This is a genomic window from Acidovorax sp. 93 (genome assembly GCF_003633835.1).
GTDB lineage: Bacteria > Pseudomonadota > Gammaproteobacteria > Burkholderiales > Burkholderiaceae_C > Acidovorax > Acidovorax facilis.
Genome location: NZ_RBIT01000001.1, coordinates 1,919,757 through 1,945,343, shown reverse-complemented (window position 1 = coordinate 1,945,343; position 25,587 = coordinate 1,919,757). Strand labels below are relative to the sequence as shown.

At 66.5% G+C, this 25,587-nt stretch carries 17 protein-coding genes; 8 read left to right on the top strand and 9 right to left on the bottom strand.

Annotated elements, in window-relative coordinates:
• Positions 1-24: 24 nt before the first annotated feature.
• Complete coding sequence (locus tag C8C93_RS08775) at positions 25-1,656, top strand: HD family phosphohydrolase (protein WP_121506602.1); 1,632 nt, start codon at positions 25-27, stop codon at positions 1,654-1,656.
• Between the two features lie 75 nt (positions 1,657-1,731).
• On the opposite strand, the gene C8C93_RS08770 is transcribed toward C8C93_RS08775, so the two are convergent.
• Positions 1,732-3,726 carry a histidine kinase gene (locus tag C8C93_RS08770; RefSeq protein WP_233559277.1) on the bottom strand — a complete coding sequence of 665 codons (1,995 nt, stop codon included), beginning with the start codon at positions 3,724-3,726 and terminating at the stop codon, positions 1,732-1,734.
• Positions 3,713-4,429 (bottom strand): DNA-binding response regulator, encoded by a 717-nt coding sequence (locus C8C93_RS08765; protein WP_121506601.1) that lies wholly within the window; start codon positions 4,427-4,429, stop codon positions 3,713-3,715. Before C8C93_RS08765 ends, C8C93_RS08770 begins: the two co-directional genes overlap by 14 nt.
• A gap of 167 nt (positions 4,430-4,596) precedes the next feature.
• On the opposite strand from C8C93_RS08765, the gene C8C93_RS08760 reads away from it, so the two are divergent.
• On the top strand, positions 4,597-7,446 hold the full coding sequence (locus C8C93_RS08760) for an IPTL-CTERM sorting domain-containing protein (protein ID WP_121506600.1): 2,850 nt from the start codon (positions 4,597-4,599) through the stop codon (positions 7,444-7,446).
• 90 nt (positions 7,447-7,536) lie between these two features.
• Positions 7,537-10,287, top strand: coding sequence for an IPTL-CTERM sorting domain-containing protein (locus C8C93_RS08755; RefSeq protein WP_158603257.1), 2,751 nt, complete (start codon positions 7,537-7,539; stop codon positions 10,285-10,287).
• A 49-nt stretch (positions 10,288-10,336) separates the two neighbouring features.
• Here C8C93_RS08755 and C8C93_RS08750 read toward each other — a convergent pair whose 3' ends face one another.
• Positions 10,337-11,206, bottom strand: a complete 870-nt coding sequence (locus C8C93_RS08750; RefSeq protein ID WP_121506598.1) for a LysR family transcriptional regulator — start codon at positions 11,204-11,206, stop codon at positions 10,337-10,339.
• 96 nt (positions 11,207-11,302) lie between these two features.
• On the opposite strand from C8C93_RS08750, the gene bla reads away from it, so the two are divergent.
• Positions 11,303-12,208: a class A beta-lactamase gene (bla, locus tag C8C93_RS08745; protein ID WP_121506597.1), complete on the top strand. Its 906-nt coding sequence runs from the start codon at positions 11,303-11,305 to the stop codon at positions 12,206-12,208.
• 47 nt (positions 12,209-12,255) lie between these two features.
• Positions 12,256-12,498: a hypothetical protein gene (locus tag C8C93_RS24945; RefSeq protein ID WP_147433229.1), complete on the top strand. Its 243-nt coding sequence runs from the start codon at positions 12,256-12,258 to the stop codon at positions 12,496-12,498.
• 27 nt (positions 12,499-12,525) lie between these two features.
• Here C8C93_RS24945 and argA read toward each other — a convergent pair whose 3' ends face one another.
• From argA to C8C93_RS08730, 3 genes are all read right to left on the bottom strand, one after another.
• On the bottom strand, positions 12,526-13,872 hold the full coding sequence (gene argA, locus C8C93_RS08740; RefSeq protein ID WP_055397476.1) for an amino-acid N-acetyltransferase: 1,347 nt from the start codon (positions 13,870-13,872) through the stop codon (positions 12,526-12,528).
• A gap of 83 nt (positions 13,873-13,955) precedes the next feature.
• Positions 13,956-15,986 (bottom strand): AAA family ATPase, encoded by a 2,031-nt coding sequence (locus tag C8C93_RS08735; protein WP_233559276.1) that lies wholly within the window; start codon positions 15,984-15,986, stop codon positions 13,956-13,958.
• Positions 15,987-16,005: 19 nt separating this feature from the next.
• A complete protein-coding gene (locus C8C93_RS08730; RefSeq protein ID WP_055397472.1) occupies positions 16,006-16,257 on the bottom strand; it encodes a hypothetical protein in 252 nt (83 codons plus the stop codon).
• 162 nt (positions 16,258-16,419) lie between these two features.
• Between C8C93_RS08730 and C8C93_RS25560 the strand changes: the two genes are divergently transcribed.
• Positions 16,420-16,551 (top strand): hypothetical protein, encoded by a 132-nt coding sequence (locus C8C93_RS25560; RefSeq protein ID WP_255424281.1) that lies wholly within the window; start codon positions 16,420-16,422, stop codon positions 16,549-16,551.
• 35 nt (positions 16,552-16,586) lie between these two features.
• On the opposite strand, the gene C8C93_RS08725 is transcribed toward C8C93_RS25560, so the two are convergent.
• Positions 16,587-18,449 carry a serine hydrolase gene (locus C8C93_RS08725; protein ID WP_121506596.1) on the bottom strand — a complete coding sequence of 621 codons (1,863 nt, stop codon included), beginning with the start codon at positions 18,447-18,449 and terminating at the stop codon, positions 16,587-16,589.
• A gap of 139 nt (positions 18,450-18,588) precedes the next feature.
• Here C8C93_RS08725 and hrpA point away from each other — a divergent pair, with 139 nt between their 5' ends.
• Positions 18,589-22,665, top strand: coding sequence for an ATP-dependent RNA helicase HrpA (gene hrpA, locus C8C93_RS08720; protein ID WP_121508708.1), 4,077 nt, complete (start codon positions 18,589-18,591; stop codon positions 22,663-22,665).
• Between the two features lie 23 nt (positions 22,666-22,688).
• On the opposite strand, the gene C8C93_RS08715 is transcribed toward hrpA, so the two are convergent.
• On the bottom strand, positions 22,689-23,045 hold the full coding sequence (locus C8C93_RS08715; RefSeq protein WP_121506595.1) for a hypothetical protein: 357 nt from the start codon (positions 23,043-23,045) through the stop codon (positions 22,689-22,691).
• Positions 23,046-23,277: 232 nt separating this feature from the next.
• Here C8C93_RS08715 and C8C93_RS08710 point away from each other — a divergent pair, with 232 nt between their 5' ends.
• On the top strand, positions 23,278-24,963 hold the full coding sequence (locus C8C93_RS08710; RefSeq protein WP_121506594.1) for a long-chain fatty acid--CoA ligase: 1,686 nt from the start codon (positions 23,278-23,280) through the stop codon (positions 24,961-24,963).
• Positions 24,964-25,066: 103 nt separating this feature from the next.
• On the opposite strand, the gene C8C93_RS08705 is transcribed toward C8C93_RS08710, so the two are convergent.
• The gene (locus C8C93_RS08705) at positions 25,067-25,441 is read right to left on the bottom strand and encodes a PilZ domain-containing protein (RefSeq protein WP_121506593.1); all 375 of its coding nucleotides are present in this window, start codon (positions 25,439-25,441) and stop codon (positions 25,067-25,069) included.
• Positions 25,442-25,587 lie beyond the last annotated feature (146 nt).

Sequence of the window (25,587 nt, the reverse complement as noted above, 5' to 3'; positions counted from 1 at the left end):
TCCAACATGCGCCCAAGGTGTTTTATGGCCCAGGAACCCTCCCTCAACCTGTTTCGCCGCCTGGAGCAGCTCAACGGTATTGGGGCTGCGCTCTCCCGCGAGCGCAACATCGACCGCCTGCTGGAGAACATTCTGGAGGCTGCCAAGGCCATCACGGGCGCGGACGGCGGAACGCTCTACAGCGTGACGGAGGACGGGAAGTCGCTCAAGTTCGAGATACTGCGCACCGACTCGCTGGACATTCGCCTCGGTGGCACCACGGGCAAGCCCATTGATTTTCCGCACCTGCCGCTGCGCAACGCAGATGGCAGCCCCAACGATTCGCTGGTGGCCGCGTATGCCGCCATCCACGACCGCACGGTGAACATTGCCGATGCGTACAGCGCCGAGGGCTTTGATTTTTCAGGCACCCGCAGTTTCGATGCGCGCACGGGGTACCGCTCGCAGTCGTTTCTGACCGTGCCGATGAAGAATCACGACCATGAACTGATCGGCGTGCTGCAGCTCATCAACGCGCGGCACTGGGAGACCGGCGAGGTCACCACGTTCTCCGAGGCCGACCAGGGCCTGGCCGAGTCGCTGGCCTCGCAGGCTGCCATTGCCCTCACCAACCGTTTGCTCATCACGCAGCTGGAGCGCCTGTTCGAGTCGTTCGTGAACCTGATCAACCTGGCCATTGACGAAAAGTCGCCCTACACCGGTGGCCATTGCCAGCGGGTGCCCGCCCTTACCATGATGCTGGCCGAGGCGGTGAATGCCACCAATCAGGGGCCACTGGCGGGCTTTCGCATGAGTGACCGGGACCGCTACGAGCTCAAGATGGCCGGCCTGCTGCACGACTGCGGCAAGATCACCACGCCCGTGCACGTGGTGGACAAGGCCACCAAGCTGCAGACCCTGTACGACCGCATTGGGCTGGTGGACACACGGTTTGAAGTCTTGAAGCGCGATGCTGAGCTGGCCGCACTGCGCCGCCAACTGGCGCTGCGCCCGGTGGTGGATGCGCGTGCCGAGGGGCAGGAGCTGCAAGCCCTGCAGCACGAAATCCACACACTGGAAGAAGACCGCGAGTTTCTGCGCCGCTGCAACACCGGCACCGAAGCCATGCGCCCCGAGGACCAGCAGCGCGTGCGTGACATCGCCGCCATGCGGCACTGGCGCAACCCGCAGGGGGTGCAGACAAGCTTCCTTACGGCCGAGGAGGTGGAGAACCTCACCATCCGATCCGGCACCCTGAACCAGGCCGAGCGCGACACCATCAATTACCACATCGTTGCCACCATCAAGATGCTGGAGACGCTGCCCTGGCCACGACACCTCAAGAACGTGCCGGAGTATGCGGGCGGCCACCACGAGCGCATGGACGGCAAGGGTTACCCGCGCGGCCTTACGCGTGACCAGATGTCGCTGCAGGCCCGCATGATGGGCATAGCCGACATCTTCGAGGCGCTGACAGCGGCTGATCGGCCCTACAAGAGTGGTATGACCTTGTCAGAGGCGATAGCCATCATGTGCAGGATGCGCGACAACGGGCACATCGACCCGGACCTGTTCGAGGTGTTTGTGCGTGAGGGGGTGTACCTGCGCTACGCGCGGGACTTTCTGGAGCCCGGGCAGATGGACGTGGTGGACATCGCGGCGCTCGGCTTCTCCTGACTGAAATGCTACTGAGTGGATCGCTGCCAAGCCCAGTGCACTGGCCACTGACCGGGTTCGCAGGGTCGAGATGCCTCATGGCTTGTGCAGCGGCAGCCACAGCGTGAAGCGCGAACCGCAGTCCTCCCCCAGCGCCCCCCAGGTGTCCCACGAACATTGCGCGCCCAGCGCCAGTGCGCGGCTGCGCACGTTGGCCAGGCCCCTGCGCGCGGGCGGTAGCGCATCGGGTGGGGGCGCGGTGAAGGGGGTGCCGTTGTCCTGCACGCGCACCTGCACGCCGGGCACACCTCCGCGCACCGATTCAGCGGTGCCGAGCGTGATCTCCATCGCGCCGCTGTGCTTGAGGATGTTGGTCAGCACCTCCTGCAGGATGCGCAGCACATGCAGCGCGCTCTGCGAATCGAGCCAGGGCAGGGGCGGCACATCGTCCACCTGCCAGCGCAACGCCAGGCCAGCGCCCTCTAGACGGGGGCCCAGCCGGAAGCGCAGGCGCGCAAGCAGGGCCAGCAGGTCGGCGTCCACAGGCTCCAGCGAGTCGATGGACAGCTTCAGGTCGTCGATGCACTCGCGCAGCACCGGCGCCACGTCCAGGCGCGCGGCGGGCTCGTTCTCCACCAGCCGCAGCGCGCTCATCAGTGACGAGCCCACGCCGTCGTGCATCTCGCGCATCAGGCGCTGGCGCTCTTGGAGCAGCGTCTGTTCGCGCTCGGCGGCGCGCAGCCGCTCGTGGGTTTCGCGCAGTTGCTGTTCTTGCGCGGCCAGGCGCTCGGCCTGCACGGCATTGGCCAGCTCGGCCGCGCCCAGCGCGCGCTGGTAGCGCGTGAAGGCCACCCACAGGAACATGGTGAGCACGCCCATGTAGGCATAGGGGGTGAGGTAAATGTGCTCGATGCTGATGAGATACCGCTGCATCGCCAGGTCATGGAACGCCATCGGAAACGACAGCGCCACGGCGCCGCACAGTAGAACGTTGGCCCCCGTGCGGTGAGTCCACGCGCCGCGCGCCGCCACATACAGCACCACCACCCCCGGCGGGAACAGCGCCAGGCGCAGCAGCGGAAGCATCGCCTCGTGCCTGAGCCCCCACAACGGCAGCGCTGCAGCCGCCACCAGCCAGCAGTAGGCCATCAGCGCCCGTGCCAGCCGGGGCCTGTGCCAGCCCTGCATCTGCCGCAGCAGCAAGAAGGAACACACCGAGGAGCCCAGTGACCCCACCAGCGTGAGCCAGGAGAACCAGGCGTCGGGCACGGCCAGGCCTTCCTCGTCCACCAGATAGAACAGCGTCGCCAGCAGGTGCGCCACCGACAACAGGAAGAACAGCAAGTAGCCTGCTTCCTCGCGCCCCTCGCCATGGCCCCGCGCCCGCCGCATCAGCCACACCATCAGCGCCAGCACGCCCAGCACCAGGTAGGCGCCCCGCAGGTAGGTCACCAGGCCGGTCTGCAGCAGCTCGCGCAGCCGCCAGGCTGGCCGCAGCGCCTCAGCCGGTCCGGCCCACACCGAGGACAGCGCCCCGCCCACGCCCGGCAGGCTGGCCATGCGCACGTGCAACTGCGGCGCTGCACCCGCTTGGTCTAGGCCCTTCAGATCCAGCCATACCGGGCGGTTGAAGCCGTTCCACACGCGGCTGCCGCGCGTCTGCCATGCAAGGCGTCCGTTGGCATACACGGCCACCGTGCCCACCGTCTGCCAGCGCGGGATGTACAGGCGCATACCCTGCGGAGTGCCGTGCGGCAGCGCGTTGGCGGGCACGCGCAGGCGGTACCACTGCACTTCGGGCGGCGCGCTGGCCTGCTCGGCGCTGGACGCGGTGCTGCGCGGGCGAGCATGGGGCAGGGCCACGGCGGCCCAGGGCGTCGCGGCGTCCAGCACCGCATCGCCGGATGCGTGCAGCGAAGGCGGTGGCGCCCAGTCGCCGCTGGGCGAAGACCAGGTCTCGGCCTGCAACAGGTGCACGGCCTCTGCGGCGTGCGTGCACGGCACCAGCATCATCACCAGCAGCAGCACCAACGGCATTGCCAGCAGCCGCCAACGCCGCAGCACCCGGCGCGCCGCCTCAGTCGGCCGCATGGATCCAGCCCTGGCGCGCTGCGGCGCTCACGGCCTCGGCCTGCGTGGTGACCTGCAGCTTGGCATATACGCGTCGCACAAAGGTGCGCACGGTGTGGCGCGAGACGCCCATTGCGCGGGCGACCTCGTCCAGCGTATGGCCGCGCGCCACCAGGCGCAGCAGTTCGGCCTCGCGCGCGGACGGGGGTGCGCTTGCGCCCAGGCCTGCGCCCGGCGGCGGGGGCGGCGCCGCCGCCAGCGCGGGCTGCGTCTGGCGCAGCAGCAACAGCTTGCGCGCCACCATGGGGTTGATGGGGCTGCCGCCTGCGTGCAGGCTGCGCACTTCGTCCACCACGGCGGTGGCGGGCAAGTCTTTGAGCAAATAGCCCATGGCACCGGCGGCGATGGCACCCAGCACGTGCACCTCGTCGCCGAAGATGGTGCTGACCATGGCCGCCGCCTGCGGCCAGCGTGCCCGCAGCGCGGCCAGCACGTCCAGCCCGCTGCCGTCGGGCAGGCCCAGGTCGAGCAGCAGCACGTCCAGCGGCGCGGCGTCGTCCTGCGCCAGCGCGGCCATGGCCTCGGTGCGGCTGGCGGCCGTCCACGCCAGGCGCATGTCGCTGGCGCCTTGCAGCGCGTGGGCCAGGGCGGTGCGGCAGGCGGCGTCGTCCTCGACCACGGCGACGCGAACGGGGGTGGAGGCAATGGAAGAAGGCGGTGGCATGCACCGATGCTGCCACAGCCGCTGGGCACGGGCATGTCGCCCAAAAGGGGGACATACGAAACCGCCCCCTGTCCCTAGCATCCGGGTCACGCGCTGGCTTTGCTGGCTTTTTGCTATTGAAGTTATAGCTGTCAGCGCTTGATCAGAAAGCGCTAGAGGCTAAAAATATGCTCAAAAAAGTCCTTCACACCCCGCTCATGCACCGGGCCTGGTTGCGCGCGCGCAGCGCGGTGGCGCTGGGCGCGCTGGCCATGGTGCTGCTGCTGCAGGCCTGCAGCGTGGCCCAGCCGTCGTGGATCGAGGCGCCCCTGGTGGCCGACGGAAGCACCACCGGCGCGGGCTATGCGCCCCACGGCACCAGCCTGCCAGTGAGCGAGGGGGCCAGCGCGCAGTTGAAGTTCTCTTATGCCACCTTGCCAGACGGTGCGCTGACCAAGCTGAATGTGGACACCGACAACACGGTTGCCACCGTAGGCCATGACAGCTATACGCTCGACGCCGGCAAGGTGGTGCGCGCACGGCTGGTGCTGTATGTCGACAAGGTGACCACCCCGGGCTACATCGCCATCTTCGGTGCCTACCAGGCCGGGGGCGCAGACTGCTTTGCGCACGAGGGCACGGCTCCCGCCTGCGACCTGCAACTGGCCAGCGCCGTCGGTGGGCGTGCCACCGATGCGGACCGGCCGACGCAGCCCTTGCGCATTACCGAGCGCGGCTTCTACAGCTTCGACGTGACCGAGCTCGTCAAGCACCGGCTGGCGCAGGGTGTGGAATCGATGCTGCGCGTGGAAGCCGCGCAGGACACCGATGGTTCCTACGGCAGCTTCGAGTTCGCCAGCCGCGAGCAGCCGGTGGGCCAGGCGCGCGTGCTGCACCAGGCGCAATTGCTGATCACGCTGGAGGGTCTGGCGGGCATCAGCAGCAGACCCTATGCCTCCACCAGCGTGCGCCAGTCGTCCACCGACCCGACCGTCGCCGCGCAGGACTTCCGGCAGGACGAAAACCTGTGGCTTGGCGGCGCGGCAGGGGACCGCGCCTATGCACTGTTGCAGCCGCAGCCGCTCGAAGTCGGCTTTCCGCTGCGCCAGGTGCTGTTCAGTACGGGTTCGATGGCAGGCAAGCAGTCGCTGGTCATGCATGTGAACGGGCCGGTGCTGGACCAGACCACGCCGCAGCCGCAGGTGCAGGTCTACGGGCGACGCAGGTTCAACGTGAGCGGTCAGGTGGTGCGATCGTGGAACGACGGCTGGGCGGAGCCGCCGGGCGCGGACCTCATCGCCACGGCGGCACTGGACCGCAGCGCGCCTCGCCAGACTGTGGTCGCCGATACCACCGATCGCTATATCGACACGCTGGCCAGCGCGTACAACGGCAACCGCAACCAGGACTTTGCGGCGGCCGTCACCACCAACGTGCAATCGCCGATAACGCTGGACAGCAGCCGCAACACCCGCACCGGGCATGCGCCGCGTTTCATCACCGTCATCAAACCTGAGAAGGACGTGTGGCGGTCACCCTTCGACTTCGACAAGGACGACAGCACACATGCATTGAGCCTGTGCCTGCAGTACACGGGCAGCGCGGGCACGTGCCACAGCGCGCTGTCGCTGCGCGCCCGCCTCGGGCAGCCGTTCACCAGCTCGGGCCGTGTCATTGTCATCGGGCCCTGGGCCGACACCGCAGCGGGCGGCCATGTACCCTATGCGGCAGACATCGACCTTGCTCTGCCCCAAAGCGGCGCCAGCGCCCAAGTGCCCGCCGACCTGGGCCCCCAGAGCCTGTCGGGCGACATGGCCAGCTACATTGGCTACGGCATTCACGAAGCCAGGGCCAACCGCGTGGTGGGCACGTACCGCGGCATCGTGAGCATGGCGGGGCACAACCTGCGCACCGCCATCGACTTCGAGAACCTGCCGCTGCCCTTGCCGTCGCTGAGCGGTCCGGCCCGTGTGGAGACGGCGCCTGGCGCCACCGTGGTGGCGGTCGGTGCCGGTGCGCCGCAGCCCTTCGTGCTGGCCGTGGCCGACCCGGTGGGCCAGAACATCGACGACACCACGCGCTGGATCATCACCAGCAGCAACCCCGCCGACTCCCTACCCGGCGCCATTCAGCAAAGCGACGGCAGTGTGCCGTTCGCCGTCACGTTCTCGGGTGTGGGCCCGCGCACGCTGACCGTCACTAGCAGGGGCGACGCCGGCATCACCGCAACGTTCGCCGTCAACGTGCTGCATGGCGCGCAACTGGGCCAGTCCATCAGCTTCACCACAACACCTGCAGCGTTCGCCAAGGTGGGCGGGACCTATCTGGCGGCGGCCACGGGCGGCGGATCGGGTCTGCCGGTCACGTTCAGCTTCGACACGGCCGCATCCACGCCGGGTGCCTGCACGGTGGCGGCAAACGGCGCGGTGGCCTTTACCGGCGCCGGCACATGCTCCATCCAGGCCGACCAGGCGGGCAACGCTGTCTACGCCGCAGCCGCCCAGGCGCGGCAGAGCTTCACGATCGGCTCCGCGAGCTTCAGTGGTCCGACAGTGCCCTCGAGCGGCGGGGGCAGCTCAGGGCCGGCCAGCGCCAGCCTGTCGGGCGGCGGCGAGACCTGCCAATTCGATACGACGGCCACCCGCTTCACTGCCGCCACAGCTGCCCCGCCGGGGCAGGGTGCACCGCAAGGCATGTTCGCCTTCCGGCTCGTGGGCTGCACGCCGGGGGCCACCGTGACCATCACCACCCATTGGCCACAGCCCGTCACCGTGTTCGCCAAGTACGGCAAGGCCGCGAGCAATGCTGTCAGCGCCAGTTTCTTTGCGCCGTCCAATCTGGTCATCAGCGGCAGCACCGTGCACTTTAGCGTGACCGACGGCCAGCTAGGCGACGACGACTGGACGGCGAACGGTGTCATTTTGGACCCTGTGATGCCGCTGGCTGCCGCGCACAACATCCCCACGTTGAGTGAATGGGCCCTGTTGCTGCTCACTTTGCTGGTGGGCGCCCTGGCGTGGCGCCAAGCCAGGTTCTAAGGAAAATTGCGCTTTAGCGCTTATCTGGTCTAATTAATAAGCTATCAAATAATGAGCAAAAACGTCTTGATTCGTTGGATGCGAATGGGAATGGCATCGCTGATGCTCTCTGCAGCGCCGCTGGCCTGGGCGGCCACTTGGCAGGTAAACCGGGTGGACGACCCCGCCAGCGGCAGCGCGGCCCGCTGCGCGCCCGGCAATGCGCAAACATGCAGCCTGCGCGATGCGATCGCGGCCGCGCAGCATGGCGACACCGTAGCGTTCGACGGCGCGGTGTTTGCGGCGTCGCAGGTGCTGGCGGTGGGCAGGCCGCTGGTCATTGCCCGCGCCATCACGCTGCGCGGCCCCGGCGCCAGCCTGCTCACCCTCGACGGCCAGAACGCGGTGCACCTGCTGGAGGTGAATGCTGGCACGGCCAGCGCGGGGGTGCCAGTGAGCGGACCGGTGCATATCAGCGGACTGGCGTTCGCCAACGGCACGACGGCGGTGGACGGTGGCGTAAACATGAACGGAAACTCCGGCTCGGTGGGCGGTATCGCCAATTGGGGCACGCTCACGCTGGACGACGTGAAGGTCACGGGCATGTGGGCGGGCAACGTAGGCGCGGGCATCGGCAACGGGCCCGCGGGCAGGCTCACGATCGTGCGCAGCGAGGTCAGCGGCAATTCCACCGGCTGGCGCGGCGGCGGTATCTACAACTCACCCAACGGCGTGATCACCATCGACCGCAGCACCATCGCCAACAACACGGTGCGTGAAGGCGAATTTGGGCACAGCGGGGGTGGTGTGGCGTCGTATGGTGCGCTCACCATCGACCGCAGCACCCTCTCCGGCAACCAGGTGTTCTCGTCCGCATGCCATGGCAACGTGTGCGGCGGCGGCGGCATCGCGGCATCGGCGCTGACGATCAGCAACAGCACCATCTCGGGCAACCGCGCCCACAGCACCGTGGGCGGGGACGGCGGGGGCATCGCTCTGGCCGTCTTCAACGGGACGATCACCGTGCGCAACTGCACGTTCGCGGGCAACCGCAGCGGCGCCAAAGGCGGCGCATTCCGCTCGTCGGACGACTTCAGCATCAGCAACAGCACCTTCACCGGCAACACCAGCGATGGCGATGGCGGCGCCATCAGCGTAGGCTGGATCGGCGGCGCGAGCGTGGCACGCATCGACAACAGCACCATCGTGAACAACGTGGCAGGGGGCTTGGGTGGCGGCATCCACATCCCATCCTCGGGCAGCACGGTGCCGGTCGTGCAGTTGTTCAATTCCATCGTGTCCGGCAACGCCATCCAGAGTTACCTGACGGACGTCTATGGCAGCGACGTGGCGGATGACGACCTGGCCGTCGACCACTGGAACGTGATCCGCGCCCCAGCCTCAGGCGTGGGTGGCCTCTACCTGCAACCGCTGGGCGACTATGGTGGCCCCACGCAGACCATGCCGCCGGGAGGCCCTGCCAGCAGAGCCTGGGCCGCCTCCCGCTATGCCGCAGGCGAGCCCGCCACCGACCAGCGCGGCGTGGCCCGGCCCGCCACAGTGGGCGCGGCCGTCGACGCCGGGGCGGTGCAGGTCAGCACGACGCTGCCATCCATCACCGAGCTGGACCCCGCCAAGGGGCCGCCCGCTGGGGGCTACGCGGTCACCGTCAGGGGCTTCAACCTGTCGGGCGGCACGCTGAACTTTGACGGGACGCCAGTCAGCGCCACGGGCTCGATCACCCATGCGGACGGTTCGATGAGCCTGACCGCAGCCGCGCCGCCCGGCACGGCGGGCAGCACCGTGCGCGTGCGCTACACCGTGGGGGCAAACGCCAGCCCCGACGTGCCGGAAGACGACTTCACCTACACGTCGCAGGCCGTTAGCTTCACCACCATGCCGCCGAGCCCCGCAGTCGCGGGCAGCACCTACACCGTGGCGGCCACGGGCGGCGCGTCCGGCAACCCGGTGGTGTTCAGCACGGTGGGCCCTTGCACGGTGGCGGGCCAGGTGGTCAGCTTCAACGGCGCAGGCACCTGCACCATCCACGCCGACCAGGCGGGCGATGCGGTTTATCCCGCCGCGCCCCGGGTGTCGCAAAGCACAGCGGTGGTGCAGGCCGGCCAGGTGATCGCCTTCACCACCACGCCGCCCAGCCCCGCAGTGGCGGGCAGAACCTACACCGTGGCGGCCACGGGCGGCGCGTCCGGCAACCCCGTGGTGTTCACCACTGCGGGCGCTTGCACGGTGGCGGGCCAGGTGGTCAGCTTCAACGGCGCGGGTACTTGCACCATCTACGCCGACCAGGCAGGCAACGCCCACTACGCTGCCGCCGCGCGGCAGCAGCAAGCGTTTGCCATCGTGGCACTGCTCAAAACGTTCACTGGCACCACCTTGCCCGCCAGCGGCGCGGGCGGCCCGGCCAGCGCCAGCATTGGCAACGATGGCGGGGCGCTGTGCCAGTTCGATCCAGCCGCCACGGCCTTCGAGGCCGCCACGCCGCCCCCTGGCCGGGTGGCGCCGCAGGGCGCGTTCCGCTTCAGGCTGATCGGCTGCGACGCGGGTGCCACGGTGCGCGTGACCACCACCTGGCCGCAGCCGGTGGCGGACTTCGTCAAGCGCACCGGCAGCGGCCAGTTCATCGTGCCTGCGAGCGTGGGCCTGGGCAGCACCACCGTGGGCTTTGACGTGACCGATAACCAGCCTGGCGACGACGATGCTGCGCCCGGCGTGATCGCCGACCCGGTGATGCCGCTGGCCGCCGCCCTGCAAGCGATCCCCGCGCTGTCCCCCTGGGCCCTGCTGCTGCTGGGAGTGATGGCAGGGGCGCTGGGCATGGTGGCGCAGCGGCGCAGGGCTTGATTGCTCCTCAATTAATAGCTGTTAACGCTTATGGGTAAAGCGATGAAGCCTATTTTTGTTTAGTTTTCTGAGCTGTGGCGAGCCAGCCGTGAAAGGCGTGCATGGCCGCCGTCACGGGCCGGGATTGCAGCCGTGTGAGCCAGTAGGCGCCCCGGCGCAGTTCCAGCGCGAACGGTCGCACCAGGCGGCCCTGGCGCAGTTCGCGTTCGAACATGCACGCCGGGAGCAGCGCGGCGCCCGCGCCCTGGGCCGCCGCTTCGGCCAGGGTGAGCGACGAGTCGAACACCGCGCCGCGCACAACGGGGCAGGGCACGCCGGCCGCCTCGAACCAGGCGGACCATTCGTCGGTGCGGTAGCTTCGCAGCAGGGGCTGGCGCGCCAGGTCTGATGGCACCCGCAGGCTGTTGGCCAGGGCCGGGGTGCACATTACAGACATGGGCGCGTCCATGATGCGTTCGGCATGTGTGCCATGCCAGGCGCCGTCCCCAAAGCGGATCGCATAGTCCAGCCCTTCGCCCGCCATGTCCACCCGGTTGTTGTGCGTGAGCAGACGCAGGTCCACAAACGGGCAGGCCTGCTGAAAGTCGCGCAGTCGGGGCAGCAGCCAGCCCACGGCAAAGGTGCCCACGGCGCCCACGGTCAGCACTTCGCGCGGGCGGGTGTCGCCCAGTTTTTCCAGGGCACGCGCCAGGTGGGAGAACGATTCCGTCACCACTGGCAGCAGCGCCTGGCCTTCGTCCGTCAACGCCAGGCCACGCGGCAGGCGGCGAAACAGTGGCTTGCCCAGGCGGTCTTCGAGCTTGCGGATGTGCTGGCTGACCGCTGTCTGCGTGACGTGCAACTCCTGGGCCGCCCGCGTCAGGTTGAGGTGGCGCGCCGAGGCTTCGAACGCGCGCAGGGCATTGAGCGGGAGATGCATAAGTTTTTCTAGGGGCTGGCGGCAATTATTGTCGATGGTGCTTTGGGCTCAAGCTCTTTATCGTTCAGGCCTTGTCTTCACTCACCTCCAATTTTTATGCAAAGACGACAGTTTTCCTTGGGTTTGACGGCGGCTGCCACCATGCCTCTTTGGGGTTGCGCGGCCACCAGCAACGCAGCGAACCGCGACAAGACCACCCGCGAATGGAACGAGACCCTCGCCAACATCGAACGCACTGCCCAGGGCCGCTTGGGCGTGGCCATGCTGGACACGGGCTCGGGCCTGCAGTTGGGCTGGCGCCAGGACGAGCGCTTTGCCATGGCCAGCACCTTCAAGGCGGTGCTGGCGGGCTGGATGCTGGCGCTGGTGGACCAGGGCAAGGAGCGACTGGATGCCCGCGTGCACTACGCTGCGGGCGATGTGGTGGCGTATTCACCCGTCAGCGGCCCCCGTGCGGGCGATGGGGGCGGGTTGACGGTCGGCGAGCTGTGCTCCGCCACCGTGAGCCTGAGCGATAACACCGCCGCCAACGTGCTGCTGGCGCGCCACGGCGGCCCGGCGGGGTTCACGGCCTTTGTGCGGTCACTGGGCGACAGCGTCACACGGCTGGACCGCACCGAGCCCACGTTGAACGAAGCCAAGGTGGGCGACCCGCGCGACACGACCACGCCGCAGGCCATGCTGCAGACCCTGCAAAAGCTGGTGCTGGGCGATGTACTCACGCCCCCGTCGCGCGCGTGGCTGCAGCGCTGGCTGGTAGAGACGAGCACGGGCGACAAGCGCCTGCGCGCGGGTGTGCCGGGCTGGAAGGTGGGGGACAAGACGGGCACTGCCAGTGACAGCGGCACTGCGAATGACGTAGCGGTTTTGTGGCCTCCGGCTGGCGGCGCCCCGGTGCTGGTGACGTGTTACCTCACGCGGTCTACCGCCAAGCCCGAGCAGCGCGATGCGGCGATCGCCCAGGTGGCGCGGGCCGTGGCCACCGCGATCCAGAATGGGTAGCAGAGCGCACAGTAACATCGTCGCACTCAGATAGGGGCGAGAACACCATGACGCACGCAACAAAAGTACCTGGCAAATCTGCGTGGGTACTCATCACAGCCATTGGCGTCGTGTTTGTTGCTACGGGTATGTGGCTGGTGATTGCCCCTTGGGCGCCACCGTACGGTGGAAAGGCTGGCTTCGTGTTTCACTTGGCCTACCTCGCGGTCGGGCAGTACGGACCCGCGATGGTTTTTGCACTGCTTGGCCTGTTTGTGCTTTTTTGGGGGCTCAAGCAACTCCGCAGCTGATTTGCGCGGCCCCTCTATCCAGAGTGACTACAGCTTCTTGACCAGCACCTGGCTGCGCCGGTCCCAGTTGTACTTGCGCTTGCGCGCATCGGGCAGCCAGTCCGGGTCCACAGGCTGGAATCCGCGCTTGATGAACCAGTGCATGGTGCGGGTGGTGAGCACAAAGATACTGTCCAGCCCTTGCAGCCGCGCGCGTTGCTCGATGCGCTTGAGCAGCTTTTCTCCATCGCCCGTGCCCTGGCTTTGCGGTGACACCGTCACGGCGGCCATCTCGGCCGTCTTGGCCTCGGGGTAGGGGTAGAGCGCTGCGCAGCCAAAGATCACTCCATCGTGCTCGATGATGGTGTAGGTGGCAATGTCGCGTTCGATCTCGGTGCGGTCGCGCTTGACCAGCGTGCCGTCTTTCTCAAACGGCTCGATGAGCTGAAGGATGCCGCCCACGTCGTCAATCGTGGCCTCGCGCAGCTCTTCCAGCTTTTCGTCAATGACCATGGTGCCGATGCCATCGTGCACATACACCTCCAGCAACAGTGATCCATCCACCGCAAACGGCAGGATGTGGCTGCGCTCCACGCCGGCCTTGCAGGCCTTCACGCAGTGCTGCAGGTAAAAGCCCGTGTCCGTGGGCTGCTGTGCGGGTGGTAGCTGCGCCAGCAAGGCTTGCGCGGCGGCCAGCGGCAGCTCGGTGTCGATGGGGTTGTCGTCGCTCTCGGGCTCGGTGGGCGACATGCGGATGCCTTGCACCTCGGTCAAGAAGATCAGCTTGTCGGCCCGCAGCTCAATGGCCACGCTGGTGGCCACTTCTTCCATGCTCAGGTTGAAAGCCTCGCCCGTGGGCGAGAAGCCAAACGGCGACAGCAGCACCAGCGCACCCATGTCCAGCGTGCGCTGGATGCCCGCCACGTCTACCTTGCGCACCAGGCCCGAGTGCTGAAAATCCACCCCATCCACGATGCCCACGGGCCGCGCGGTCAGGAAGTTGCCCGAGATCACCCGCACGGTGGCACCCGCCATGGGCGTGTTGGGCAGCCCCTGGCTGAAGGCGGCCTCGATTTCATAACGCAACTGGCCCGCAGCCTCCTGCGCGCAATCGAGCGCCACCGAGTCGGTGATGCGGATGCCATGCGAATACTTGGCTGCATGCCCCTTGGCGGCCAGCTGTTCGTTCACCTGTGGGCGAAAACCGTGTACCAGAACAATCTTTACGCCCATGGCCTGGATCAGTGCCAGGTCTTGCGCAATGCTGTGCAGCTTGCCGGCCGCAATGGCCTCCCCCGTGAGCCCGATCACAAACGTCTGGTTGCGGAACTTGTGGATGTAAGGCGCCACCGAGCGGAACCAGGGGACGAAGGTGAAGTTGAAAACGGCGGACATGGCAGTGGAGAGCGGTGGGTGGCCTTGGAGCTACGGAAAAACTGGCAATGAAAGGCAGCTGAGCAGGGCCGCCAAGTCGCGCATCATAAGCATGCAGGGCTTTCGCTGTCTGGGGCAGTTGCAGCCTGGCCCCCGGTTTGTTGCCGAAACGCCGCCAGCCGGGCCGCAAAGGGCTCCAGGATCAAAGCTTCGTCAGGCCCCGTCTGGGCTGCCACCGCAATGGCCACGCCACTTTGAGCCATCAGCACCTGCATCTCGGGCTGGGCGATCATGCCGTGGTCCAGCAGGGCCTCTACCAGGCGGGTGAGGGCACCCCGGTACTGGCCCAGCAGGGCGCTGGCGCGCTGGTATTGGGACTGCAGCAGTTCCTCGATGGCGGCGTTGCTGGGTTCCACGTCGGTGTTGAGGTGGTTGTCCAGCTCCACCGTGACGTCGGTGCGGGACAGTCGCGTGCCAAATCCATGGTGGCGGATGAAGCGCGCAGCCTCGGCCGTGACCTGCTTGTAGTCCTGCTCCGCGCCGGTCGTGCAGGCCATTTCACCAAACACCAGCTCCTCGGCCACGCGGCCCGCCAGACCCACGCACATCATGTCGAGCGCGTTCTGCCTCGTTGTGACCTTCAGGCCCGCAAAGCTGTTGTAGCCGCCCTCGAACGAGGCGATGTTGATCTTCACCTCCTGCGGGGCTTGGCCGAACAGCAGGCAGTAGACCAGCCCGTGGCCTGCTTCGTGCACGGCCAGCAGTGCGCGGAAGTCGGCATTGGCGCGCTGCTTGAGGCGGTTGAGCTCCAGCGTCACCGCAAATTGCGCCTGCTGCTCAATGCCTTGGGCGCTAGCGCCCAGGACCACCAGATGGCGCTTGTCGGTCGCCAGCGTGATGCCAAAGTCCTGCGCCAGGGGCAGCTGCTGTTCCAGCACCCAGAGCGCGGCGTTGATCAAATTGGCGCTCAGGATGGCATGCACCGACGAGAACAGCGGCCGCGTGCCCTGGGCCGGAAACACCGCGTTGGCATACAGTTCATCGTGCACGTCCTGCCCGATGGCAAAGCGCACGCCGCACTGGGCGGCAATGTCGTCGCAATACCGCGCACACAGGTTGCGGATGAGCTGCTCGTAGGTGGCCTTGTTGAACGATGGGTAGATCACATGCTCGTTGCCCAGCCGGGCGATCTGCTCGGGCTTGAAGCGTTCGCTGAGCGCCTTCTTCACATCGATGAGGGAGAGCTTGCACGTGAGGCGGTGGAAGATGTCGGCATCGGTGTCGCAGTCTTCCACGCGCTGCGCGGTCTCGTGGTACATCTCGTCGAGGTTGCCGCAGACGAACACCAGCAGCTTGCTGTAGTCGGTCTCCCAGGACGAAAGCGACTGCTGGAACCGTGTGAACAGGGCCTGCACCTGTGCGGGAGGCCACTGCATGATCTCGGCAAGTGGCTCTTGCAGCTTCAGCATGCGCTTGAGTTCCTGCGCATCCCAGGCGTCGAGCTGAAAGCGGTAGGGCTTCTTGCCGGCGCGCCCCTCCTCGTTGTCGTCGGCCCGTTCGGCTTCGTAGTGCGCATCGGCCAGCTTGCGCTCGATGTTGGTCAGGGCGCTCAAAGCGGGCGGCAAGCGCCCGTCGGACAGCAGCGTCCATACATCCTGGTAGCGCTCCACCTTGACCTCCTCGCCCTTGGAGCTCACCGTGCGAAAGCGCTGGAACTCGTCCAGCACCAGCATGCCTGGTGCGCCCTCGTGGATGCCGGAGTCGCCCAGCATGCCCGAGATGGACGAGCTGCGGTAGCTCGCGCCGTGGCTGAAGCCGTCCATCTGCACTTCGACAAAGCGGTCGTAAAAGCCCAGCAGCTGCGCCAGGCGCCGCGTGAGCTGGGTCTTGCCCGTGCCCGTCAGGCCCCACAGGCAGACGATGACGGGGCGGGTGATGAGCTGGGGCAAAACGTACCAGGCGCGGATGGCATCGATCACGCGGTCGATCACGTCGTCGATGCCAAACAGCTCGGCCTTGAGCTGTGCTGCGGCATTTGCCAGCGCCTGCTGCCGCTCGGCCAGGAGCTCCCGGTGGGCAGCGCCCGGTGTGTGCCGCTCGCGCGGCGTGGTTTCTTGAAGGGTAGAAAGGTCCATGGTTTTCAATCGTTTTGTATCAGTCGCTTTCGGTGAAGCGGGATGTCTGGATCGCCTTGCGCAGGGCGACGTTGTCCGCGCGGCGCTGGGCCCCACGGGTTCGTATGTGCTTGCCTGCCGCACTGGACAGGCTGCGTTGGGCCAGCGCGACGGCCACAGGATTTCGGGGCGGGCCCGAGGCTTCGAGCTTCAACACCAGGGGCGCCTTCATGCGGCGCAGCTTCTTAAGCTCGCCCTGGGCGAAGGCCCGAGACAGTTTTTTGGCACTCATGTGCACTCCACAAACAAAAAACCCCGGCAATGGAGCCAGGGCTTGTGGGGCGCTGCAATGAAAGGTGCAGAAACGCGCTTGCCGTGGCTGGAATTGCTGTGAATGCACAGTCCAGCCGGGGCGGTGGACTGTGGTCAGGCGGGAGCGAACAAGGGAACAAACATGGTGGTGACCTCCAGTGTTTTCAGGGGCTGCCGTTGCGGCGGGCGCGGCCTGAAAGAAGCGCGAATTGTGGCGATGCCCCCGGTGCTTGGCAAGCCGAAGGCGCCGCAATCGGCTGAATTTGTCGCTTGAAAAGAACAGTGCGGTGGGGGTGAACAGCGCAATTTTCAGGCTTGGCGCCGGTAGATCCAGCCAGCAGCGTGCAGCCATTCCTCTTTGTCGCGTGTCTGCACGACCAGTTCCACCAGATCACGGCCCGCGTTGAGCGGCACCTGCACGGTCATGCCGGCCCGGTCCGCCGACAAGGGCAGCAGGAACTGGCTCTCGTCCCAGAACAGGTAGCCGGGCAGTTCGGGCAGCTCCCGAAGTCTGGAGGCCCCCACGCCAATGGCCAGCGGAATGGATGTGGGTGCTTCGTTGGTCAGCAGCCAGGTGCTGTCGAGCCGCGCAGTCCAGGGGGCGGCAAGGGGGCCGGGTGCGGGCGGCATTTGTTGGCCGATGGGCACTGTGATCCAGTAGTGCCCCGCCGTGGCGGCCTCGCGCGCAAGGAGATAGCGGCGGCCTTCGGACTGCTCCCAGCGGTAGTGGGTGCCAGGCTGGGTGTCTGACCACCACCAGCCATCGCTGCGCAGGCGAAGCCCGGTGCTCAGGTTTTTCCAGTCCTGCAGTTTTGGGTTCCACGACCACAGGTCAACCTGTTGGCGATCGGGCGAGACGGCTTTGATGGGCGCGGAATAGTTGCCATAGATGCCGAGCAGGGCATCCACCGCGCTGGAGGATGCGGTGGCCATGGCGGGGGCGGCGGTCGAGACCCGGGGCGGCAGCACACGCAGTTGCCCCGTCTCCTGCAAGGCGCGCAGCGCAATTCCCTCGGCAATCGGGCCCGGCTTGAAGCTGGCGGCGTTGCCGGTGATCATGACCGCCATGCCCGCCTGGGGCAGCACGCAGAAGTCGCTGGAATAAAACATGGTGCCGCCGCTCTTTTGCCACGCGAGCACGCCCGCAGCATTCAGGCCCGGGTGCCGCGCACTGTCCCAGCCCAGGCCCGACTGCCAGTCGGGGGTGAGGCTGGGGTGCATGCCCTGGTTCTGAATCCTGCCCATCTCGGCCACGCTGGTTTTCGACACGATGCGCTGGCCATCGTGCTCGCCGCCCTGGATGAGCATGGCGGCCAGCTTCATCATGTCGCCGGGTGTGGTGCACAGCCCGCCCGTGGCGTAGCCCATCACGAACTCCTGGCCCTGCGGCGCGTCGTTGATGCTGCCGGGGGCAAAGTTGCCCGGTGGCAACGGCTGCAGCGTGTAGCCTGATCGGGCCATGCCCAGCGGGTTGAGCAGGGCGGACTGTACAAACGCCGGGTAGGTTTGCCCGGTGACGGCCAGCACGATGCGCTCGATCAGCGTGAAACCGTCGTTGCAGTACACTGCCATGGCGCCGGGGGCGTGCTTGAGGTGCACATTGGCCATGGCTGTCTCCACCTCGGCGGCATAGCCCGGCAGCGGCGCAAAGGCAAACATGTTGTGCAGGTAGGTGCCGGGCAACCCCGAGGCATGGCTCAGCAGGTGCCGGACGGTGATGTCGCGGTAGCCCGGCGACAGCATCGCGAACTGCGGCAGGTAGCCCACCACCGGGGCATCCAACTGCACCAGCCTGCGGTCTACCAGCACCATGATGGCCAGCGCCGCGAGCACCTTGCTGACGGAGCCGACGTTAAAGCGTGTGTCGGGCGTGGCGGGCGTGGTGGCGTTTGCATCCAGCGCCCCGAAGGCCTCTTGCCAGACGATGTGGTCGTTGTGCAGCAGTGCCACGGAGGCCGCCCGCATCTTGCTGCTTTGCATGGCTTCGCGAATTTCCTTGCGACCCCAGGCAATGGTCGTTGTGAGGGTGGGGGACGCAGTGCTGCTGCCACCACAACCGGGCAGCAGCGAAGCCATCGCGCTGGTGCCCGCCCAGGTCAGCCAACCACGGCGCGATGCAGGAAAAAGGCGGGGCTGATCAACAAGGTTCTGGGCGGATGGCTGTCGGGGCATTCGGTATTCCTGGGGGCATTGGCCGCGGAGGCATCGCCAGTCGAGGCGCGATTGTGGAAGCCCCGCACCCGGGCTGGCAACCGCGCGCATGGCCCGTGTTGCACGCGGCCAACGCCCGGCTCGGATAATGCAGCCCTCCATGACCGAATCCGCGCCTCCCCACCCCTTGCCAACCGCCCCGCGCACTGCGCCGCTGCGCATCACCTTTCCTGAGTCCCTGCCCGTATCGGGCAAGCGCGAAGAGATCATGGAGGCCATCAAGAAGCACCAGGTCATCATCGTGTGCGGCGAAACGGGCTCAGGCAAGACCACGCAGTTGCCCAAGATTGCACTGGCGCTGGGCCGGGGCAAGTGCAACGCCAAGCCAGGCACCAAGGGCCAGCTCATCGGCCACACCCAGCCGCGCCGCATTGCGGCCAGCAGCGTGGCCAAGCGCATTGCCGAAGAGCTGAACACGCCGCTGGGTGATGTGGTGGGCTTCAAGGTGCGGTTCCAGGACCGCCTCTCCCGCGATGCCTCCGTCAAGCTCATGACCGACGGTATCTTGCTGGCCGAGACGCAGACCGACCCGCTGCTCAAGAACTACGACACCATCATCATTGACGAGGCGCACGAACGTAGCCTCAACATCGACTTCCTGCTGGGCTACATCCGTCAGATCCTGCCGCGCAGGCCTGATCTGAAGGTCATCGTTACCTCGGCCACGATTGATGCGGACCGGTTTGCCAAGCACTTTGAGTCGGCCAAGGGCCCGGCCCCCGTCATCATGGTGTCGGGCCGCACCTTCCCGGTGGAGCAGCGCTATCGCCCGTTTGAAGAAAGCCGCGACTACGGCCTGAACGAGGCCATTGCCGATGGCGTGGACGAACTCTGGCAAGGCAATGCGGCCGGTGACATCCTGGTGTTTTTGCCCGGCGAGCGCGAGATCCGCGAGGCCGCCGACCACCTGCGCAAGCACCTGTCGCACCAGCCCGTGATGCGCAACGCCGAGGTGCTGCCGCTGTTTGCGCGCCTATCCCAGGCGGAGCAGGACCGCATCTTTGACGGCCACACAGGCCGCCGCATCGTGCTGGCCACCAATGTGGCCGAGACTTCGCTCACCGTACCAGGCGTGCGGTACGTCATTGACGCAGGAACAGCGCGCGTGAAGCGCTATTCTTTCCGTAGCAAAGTCGAGCAGCTGCTGGTCGAGCCCGTCAGCCAGGCCGCCGCCAACCAGCGTGCTGGCCGCTGCGGCCGAGTGGCCAACGGCATCTGCATTCGCCTGTATGACGAGGCCGGTTTCAATGGCCGCCCCCGTTTTACCGACCCCGAAATCCTGCGGTCATCGCTGGCAGGCGTCATCCTGCGCATGAAGTCGCTGCACCTGGGCGACGTGACGCAGTTCCCCTTCATCGAGGCGCCTTCGGGCCGCGCGATTGCCGACGGCTACCAGCTGCTGGCCGAGCTGGGTGCGGTGGACGACGCCAACGAGCTGACCCCCATGGGCGTGGAACTGTCGCGCCTGCCGCTGGACCCGCGCGTGGGCCGCATGATCATCGAGGCGCGCGACCGCAAGGCGCTCGATGAAGTGCTGGTGATTGCCAGCGCCCTGAGCGTGCAGGACGTGCGCGACCGCCCCATGGAGGCGCAGCAGCAGGCCGACCAGGCGCACGCCAAGTTCGACGACGATAAGAGCGAGTTCAGCGGCTACCTCAAGCTGTGGAAGTGGATCAACGAAGCGCGGGGCGGAGCGCCCAGCCTGCCGTCGGCCCGTGCGCAAAAGGCCATGGCCGCGCAGAAGGCGCCTTCGCAGGCCTACTTGCCGGTGGCGCAGCGCAGTGGCGGGGGCAGTCCTGCCGCAGCGCCTGCTGTACCCGCCGCCGTCCCCGCTGCGACTCACAAACTCAGCAACCGCCAGTACGAGCAGCTGCTGCGCCAGAACTTCATCAGCATCCGCCGCCTGCGCGAGTGGCGCGACATCCACACCCAGCTGCTCACGGTGGTCACCGAGCACAAGTGGCAGATCAACACCCAGCCCGCCAGCTACGAGCAGCTTCACCTGTCGATGCTGGCCGGGCTGCTGGGCAACGTGGGCGCCAAGAGCGACGAAGAAGACTGGTACCTGGGCGCGCGCGGGATCAAGTTCTACAAACACCCCGGTGCGCACCTGAACAAGAAGCCCGGCCGCTGGATCGTGGCGTCGGAACTGGTGGAAACCACACGCCTGTTCGGTCGGGGCATCGCGGCCATCGAGCCGCAGTGGCTGGAGCAGATTGGCGGGCATGTGCTGCGCAAGCAACTGCTTGACCCGCACTGGGAGAAAAAGTCTGCGGAAGTGGTGGCGCTGGAGCGCGCCACGCTCTACGGCATCGTGGTCTACAACAACCGCCGCGTGAACTTCGGCAAGGTAGACCCCCATGCCGCGCGCGAGGTGTTCATCCGCGAGGCGCTGGTGGGTGGCAACTGGGAGACCAAGCTGCCTTTCCTGGCCGCCAACCAGAAGCTCATTGCCAAGGTCGAAGAGCTGGAGCACAAGTCGCGCCGCCAGGACGTGCTGGTGGACGACGAACTCATCTACGCCTTCTACGACCAGCAGCTGCCGCCCGAGGTATGCAGCGGCCACAGCTTTGAGGCGTGGTACCGCGAAGAAAGTAAAAAGCAGCCCGACCTGCTCAAGCTCACCCGCGAAGAACTGATGCGCCACGAGGCCGCAGGCATCACCACCAATGCCTTCCCACGCACCGTGCGCCTCGGTGGTGTGGACTGCGCCGCCAGCTACCTGCACGAGCCCGGCGATGCGCGCGACGGCATCACCGTGACCATTCCGCTCTTCGTGCTCAACCAGGTGAGCGACGAGCGCTGTGAATGGCTGGTGCCGGGCATGCTCAAGGACAAGGTCCAGGCGCTGCTCAAAAGCCTGCCGCAGCGCCCACGCAGCCGCTTTGTGCCGCTGCCCGAGTCCGCCACCCGCCTGGCCGCGCTGCTGGGCACGCCCGAACGTTTTGGCACCGGCAGCCTTACCGATGTGTTGCTCAAGCAGGTGCGCGACGAAACCTCGCTGGATGTGAAGCGGGCGGACTTCAAGCTCGACATGCTCAGCCCCCACCTGTTCATGAACTTCCGCGTGGTGGATGAGCACGGCCGCCAGCTGGGCCACGGCCGAAACCTGGGCGCGCTCAAGGCCGAATGGGGCGCCAAGGCGCGCGGCGCATTCCAGGCGCTGGCAGGGCTCAAGCTCGGTGGCGGGGCGGCAGAGAGTGAAAAAAATGAATCAAAAATGCCTCCAGCGCTTGATGGTAAAGCGCAAGCAGCTACTAAATCAGGAGTAAAGGGGGCAGCGCCCGCTACCGCGAAACCTGCGAGCGTCACCCCATCGCCCCCCGCAGGCCAGCGCTACACCACCTGGACGTTTGGCGAGCTGCCCGAACTGATGGAGATCAAAAAGGCCGGGCAGACGCTGATCGGCTTTCCGGCGCTCATCGACGGCGGCGACGCTGTGACCATCGAGGTTTTTGACGAGCCCGAAGTCGCCGCCGCCAAACACCGCGCGGGCCTGCGCCGCCTGTTTGCGCTGCAGATCAAGGACGCCCTCAAGTACCTGGAAAAAAACATCCCCGACCTGCAGAAGATGGCCGTGGCCTACATGCCCCTGGGTACACAAGAAGAGCTGCGCACCCAGATCATCGACGTGGCGCTGGACCGGGCCTTTTTGCTCGACCCGCTGCCCACCGACGAAGTTGCCTTCAAACGCCGCGTAGAAGAGGGCAGGGGGCGCCTCACGTTGATCGCCAATGAGGTGGCGCGCCTGGCCGCCACCATCCTCACCGAATACGCAGCCGCCGCCCGCAAGATCAAGGACACCAAAAACGCCCCCGAAGCCACAGCGGACGCACTGCAGCAGCTGCAGCGCCTGGTGCCCAAGAACTTCATTGCCGTGGCGCCGTGGACGCAACTGGCCCACTACGCCCGCTACCTCAAAGCCATCACGCTGCGGCTGGATAAATACCGCGCCGACCCCGCCCGCGACGCTGCCAAGCTGGCCGAGCTGCGCCCGCAAGAGCAGCGCTACTGGCGCCTGGTGTCCGAGCGCAAGGGGCAGGTGGATGCGCGCATGCAAGAGCTGCGCTGGCTGCTGGAGGAGCTGCGCGTGAGCTTCTTTGCGCAGGAGCTGCGCACGCCCCAGCCAGTGAGCGTGAAGCGGCTGGACAAGCTGTGGGCGCAGGTCAATAGCTGATGGCCGGGGTGGAGGCCTGCGCCTTACCCCCTGGTCCAGATCTTGATCGTCACGTACATCGTGTAGCCCAGGGCGAGCACCAACCACACCACAAAAAACAGGTTGGCCCAGTACTGGCCGGAATGCTCTGCCAGGGTGTAGACCTGCCCGGCGCAGCCCTTTCCAACGCAGGGAATTTCTCGCAGCACCACTGCGCGCAGGGCTTCGAACAAAAGGTAGCAACCCAAACCGGCAACGAGCAAGAAGCCGATGGGCCCGACAGGTGGTTTGGTGAACTCATCGTTCTCGTCGCGCAAGCCCTGGTTGAGCAACTTCTGTCCGTACCGGTAAAAGAAGTAACCGACCAGGAGCATCAGGGCGTAGTAGACGAGGGTCAGCATGTCGTCGAGTCTTGGTAGGTAGGAGGAACAAGCGGCGTGGCGACGATGGTAGCCGACGCATCTCGATCACAGCTGCCCCAGAAGCGCTGGCGCTGCGCCGCCAGCCTGTGGCCACTGCGCCGCGTGCGACCGGTACCTCTGCGTCACATGCGCGACGCAGCATCAGTGCCATCCCCAATGCCGTGGGGCACCATGCGAACTAGGCTGTGTTCTTCAAAGGAATCCCTGCTCCATGCGCGCTCACTACAAGTTCTGGCCCCGCCGGCTGCCCAAGTCCATCACCCTGCCGTCCACCTCGCTGTGGGACAACCTAGCCACCAATGCACGCCGCTACCCCGACAAGGCGGCGCTGGTGTTTTTTGGGACCACGGTCAGCTATCGGCAATTGATGGAAGGCGCGGAGCGCCTGGCTGCGCGGCTGGCCCAGCTGGGCGTGCAGCGCGGCGACCGTGTGGTGCTGTGCATGCAGAACTGCCCGCAGCTGGTGATGGCGCATTTCGCCATCCTGCGGGCCAATGCGGTGGTGGTGCCGGTCAACCCCATGAACCGGGCCGAAGAGCTCAAGCACTACATCACCGATCCCGACACCAAGGTGGCGATCACCACGGGTGACCTGGCCCCAGAGATGGTCAAGGCCAACAATGCGTTGGCCCCTGGCGAGCGGCTGGCGCATCTGGTGGTCACGCAGTTTTCGGATGCGTTCGACGTGAACGTGACCGGCATCGATGCGCCGCCCGAAGCATGGATGGACTGGCTTGGCACGCGCCACCCGCTGCCTGCACTGGAGGGCGGGCAGGCCCACGCCTGGACGGACGCCCTGGCCTGTGCGGACGCGCCACCCGCCCTGTCGGTAGGCCCGGCCGACCTGGCGCTGCTGCCCTACACCAGTGGCACCACAGGCCTGCCCAAGGGCTGTATGCACCTGCACAAAAGCATCATGCACAACACGGTGGCCGCCAGCCTGTGGGGCAATGGGTCAGCCGACAATGTGACGCTGGCGGTGGTGCCCATGTTCCACATCACCGGCATGGTGAGCGTGATGCACACGTCGATCTACTGCGGCGCCACGCTGGTCATCATGCCCCGGTGGGACCGCGACCTGGCTGGGCGCCTGATATCGCGCTACCAGGTCACCACCTGGACCAACATTCCCACCATGGTCATCGACCTGCTGGGCAGCCCGAACTTTGCCAGCTATGACCTGTCCAGCCTGGCCTATATCGGTGGGGGTGGGGCCGCCATGCCGCAGGCAGTGGCGCAGCGCTTGCTGGAGCAGTATGGCCTGCGGTATTCCGAGGGCTATGGCCTGACCGAGACAGCCGCTCCGTCGCACGCCAACCCGCCCGACCACCCCAAGCAGCAGTGCCTGGGCATTCCGTTCATGAGCACCGACGCGCGGGTGATCGACCCCGACACGCTGCAGGAGCTGCCGGTGGGCGAGCAGGGCGAGATCATCATCCATGGCCCCGAGGTGTTCGAGGGTTACTGGAAGCGGCCGGATGCCACGGCCTCGGCCTTCATCGAGTTCGAGGGCAAGCGGTTCTTCCGTTCGGGGGATCTGGGGCGCATGGACGAGGACGGCTATTTCTTTTTGACCGACCGGCTCAAGCGCATGATCAACGCGAGCGGTTTCAAGGTCTGGCCTGCCGAGGTGGAGGCGCTGATGTTCCGCCACCCGGCCATTCAGGAGGCCTGCATCATCGCCGCCAAAGACAGCTACCGGGGCGAGACGGTGAAGGCCGTGGTGGTGCTGCGCGCCACGCACCAGAACACGACCGAGCAGCAGATCATCGACTGGTGCCGCGAGAACATGGCGGTCTACAAGGTGCCGCGCATTGTGCAATTTGTGGCGGCGTTGCCCAAGAGTGGCAGTGGCAAGGTGATGTGGCGGGCGCTGCAGGAGCAGGAGGCTCAGTAGGGGCCGTAGCAGTGGCAGCAGCCGCTGTGGCCCGTTGGCGTGTGGCCAGGCAGGGAATCGGAATCAGGGGCTGCCATCGGCAGCCCTTTTTTCATGCCTCGGGTCAGTGGGATGGCGTAGCCAGCGTCAGCTCGCCCAGATCCCGCTCCAGCAAGGCGGGGTCGCCCAATTGCAGTTCGATCAGTCGGCGCAGGTGGGTCACGCTGTCCAGATCGATGCCCCGGCACAGCAGGCCGGTGTGCAGGCCTTCGGTATGTGCGACTTCGGTGGACATGGCGATGTGGTTGCCGGTTTCGGCCAGGGGAATGGTCAGCTGGCAGAGCATGCCCGGCTCCAGGTCGGCCTGCGCGGGCACCGTGATCAACGCGCCTTTGAGGGACAGGTCCAGCACATGCACGCTGAATGCGTCGGTGGATGTGGTCAGCAGGGCCGGTGCGTCAAAGCCGACGCGGACAAAGTGGCGGCGTTCGTGGGGCATCGCTGTCTCCTGGGCGAAGCGGGGGTGGGCACATGCTACTCCAAGCCCGGCGGTGGCAGATTGCATTTGGATGTTTTTGCAAGCTTTCGTTACCATGGGTCTTATTTCCCTGATTTCGATAGGGCCAAGCTGTGAGTCCATGCGTG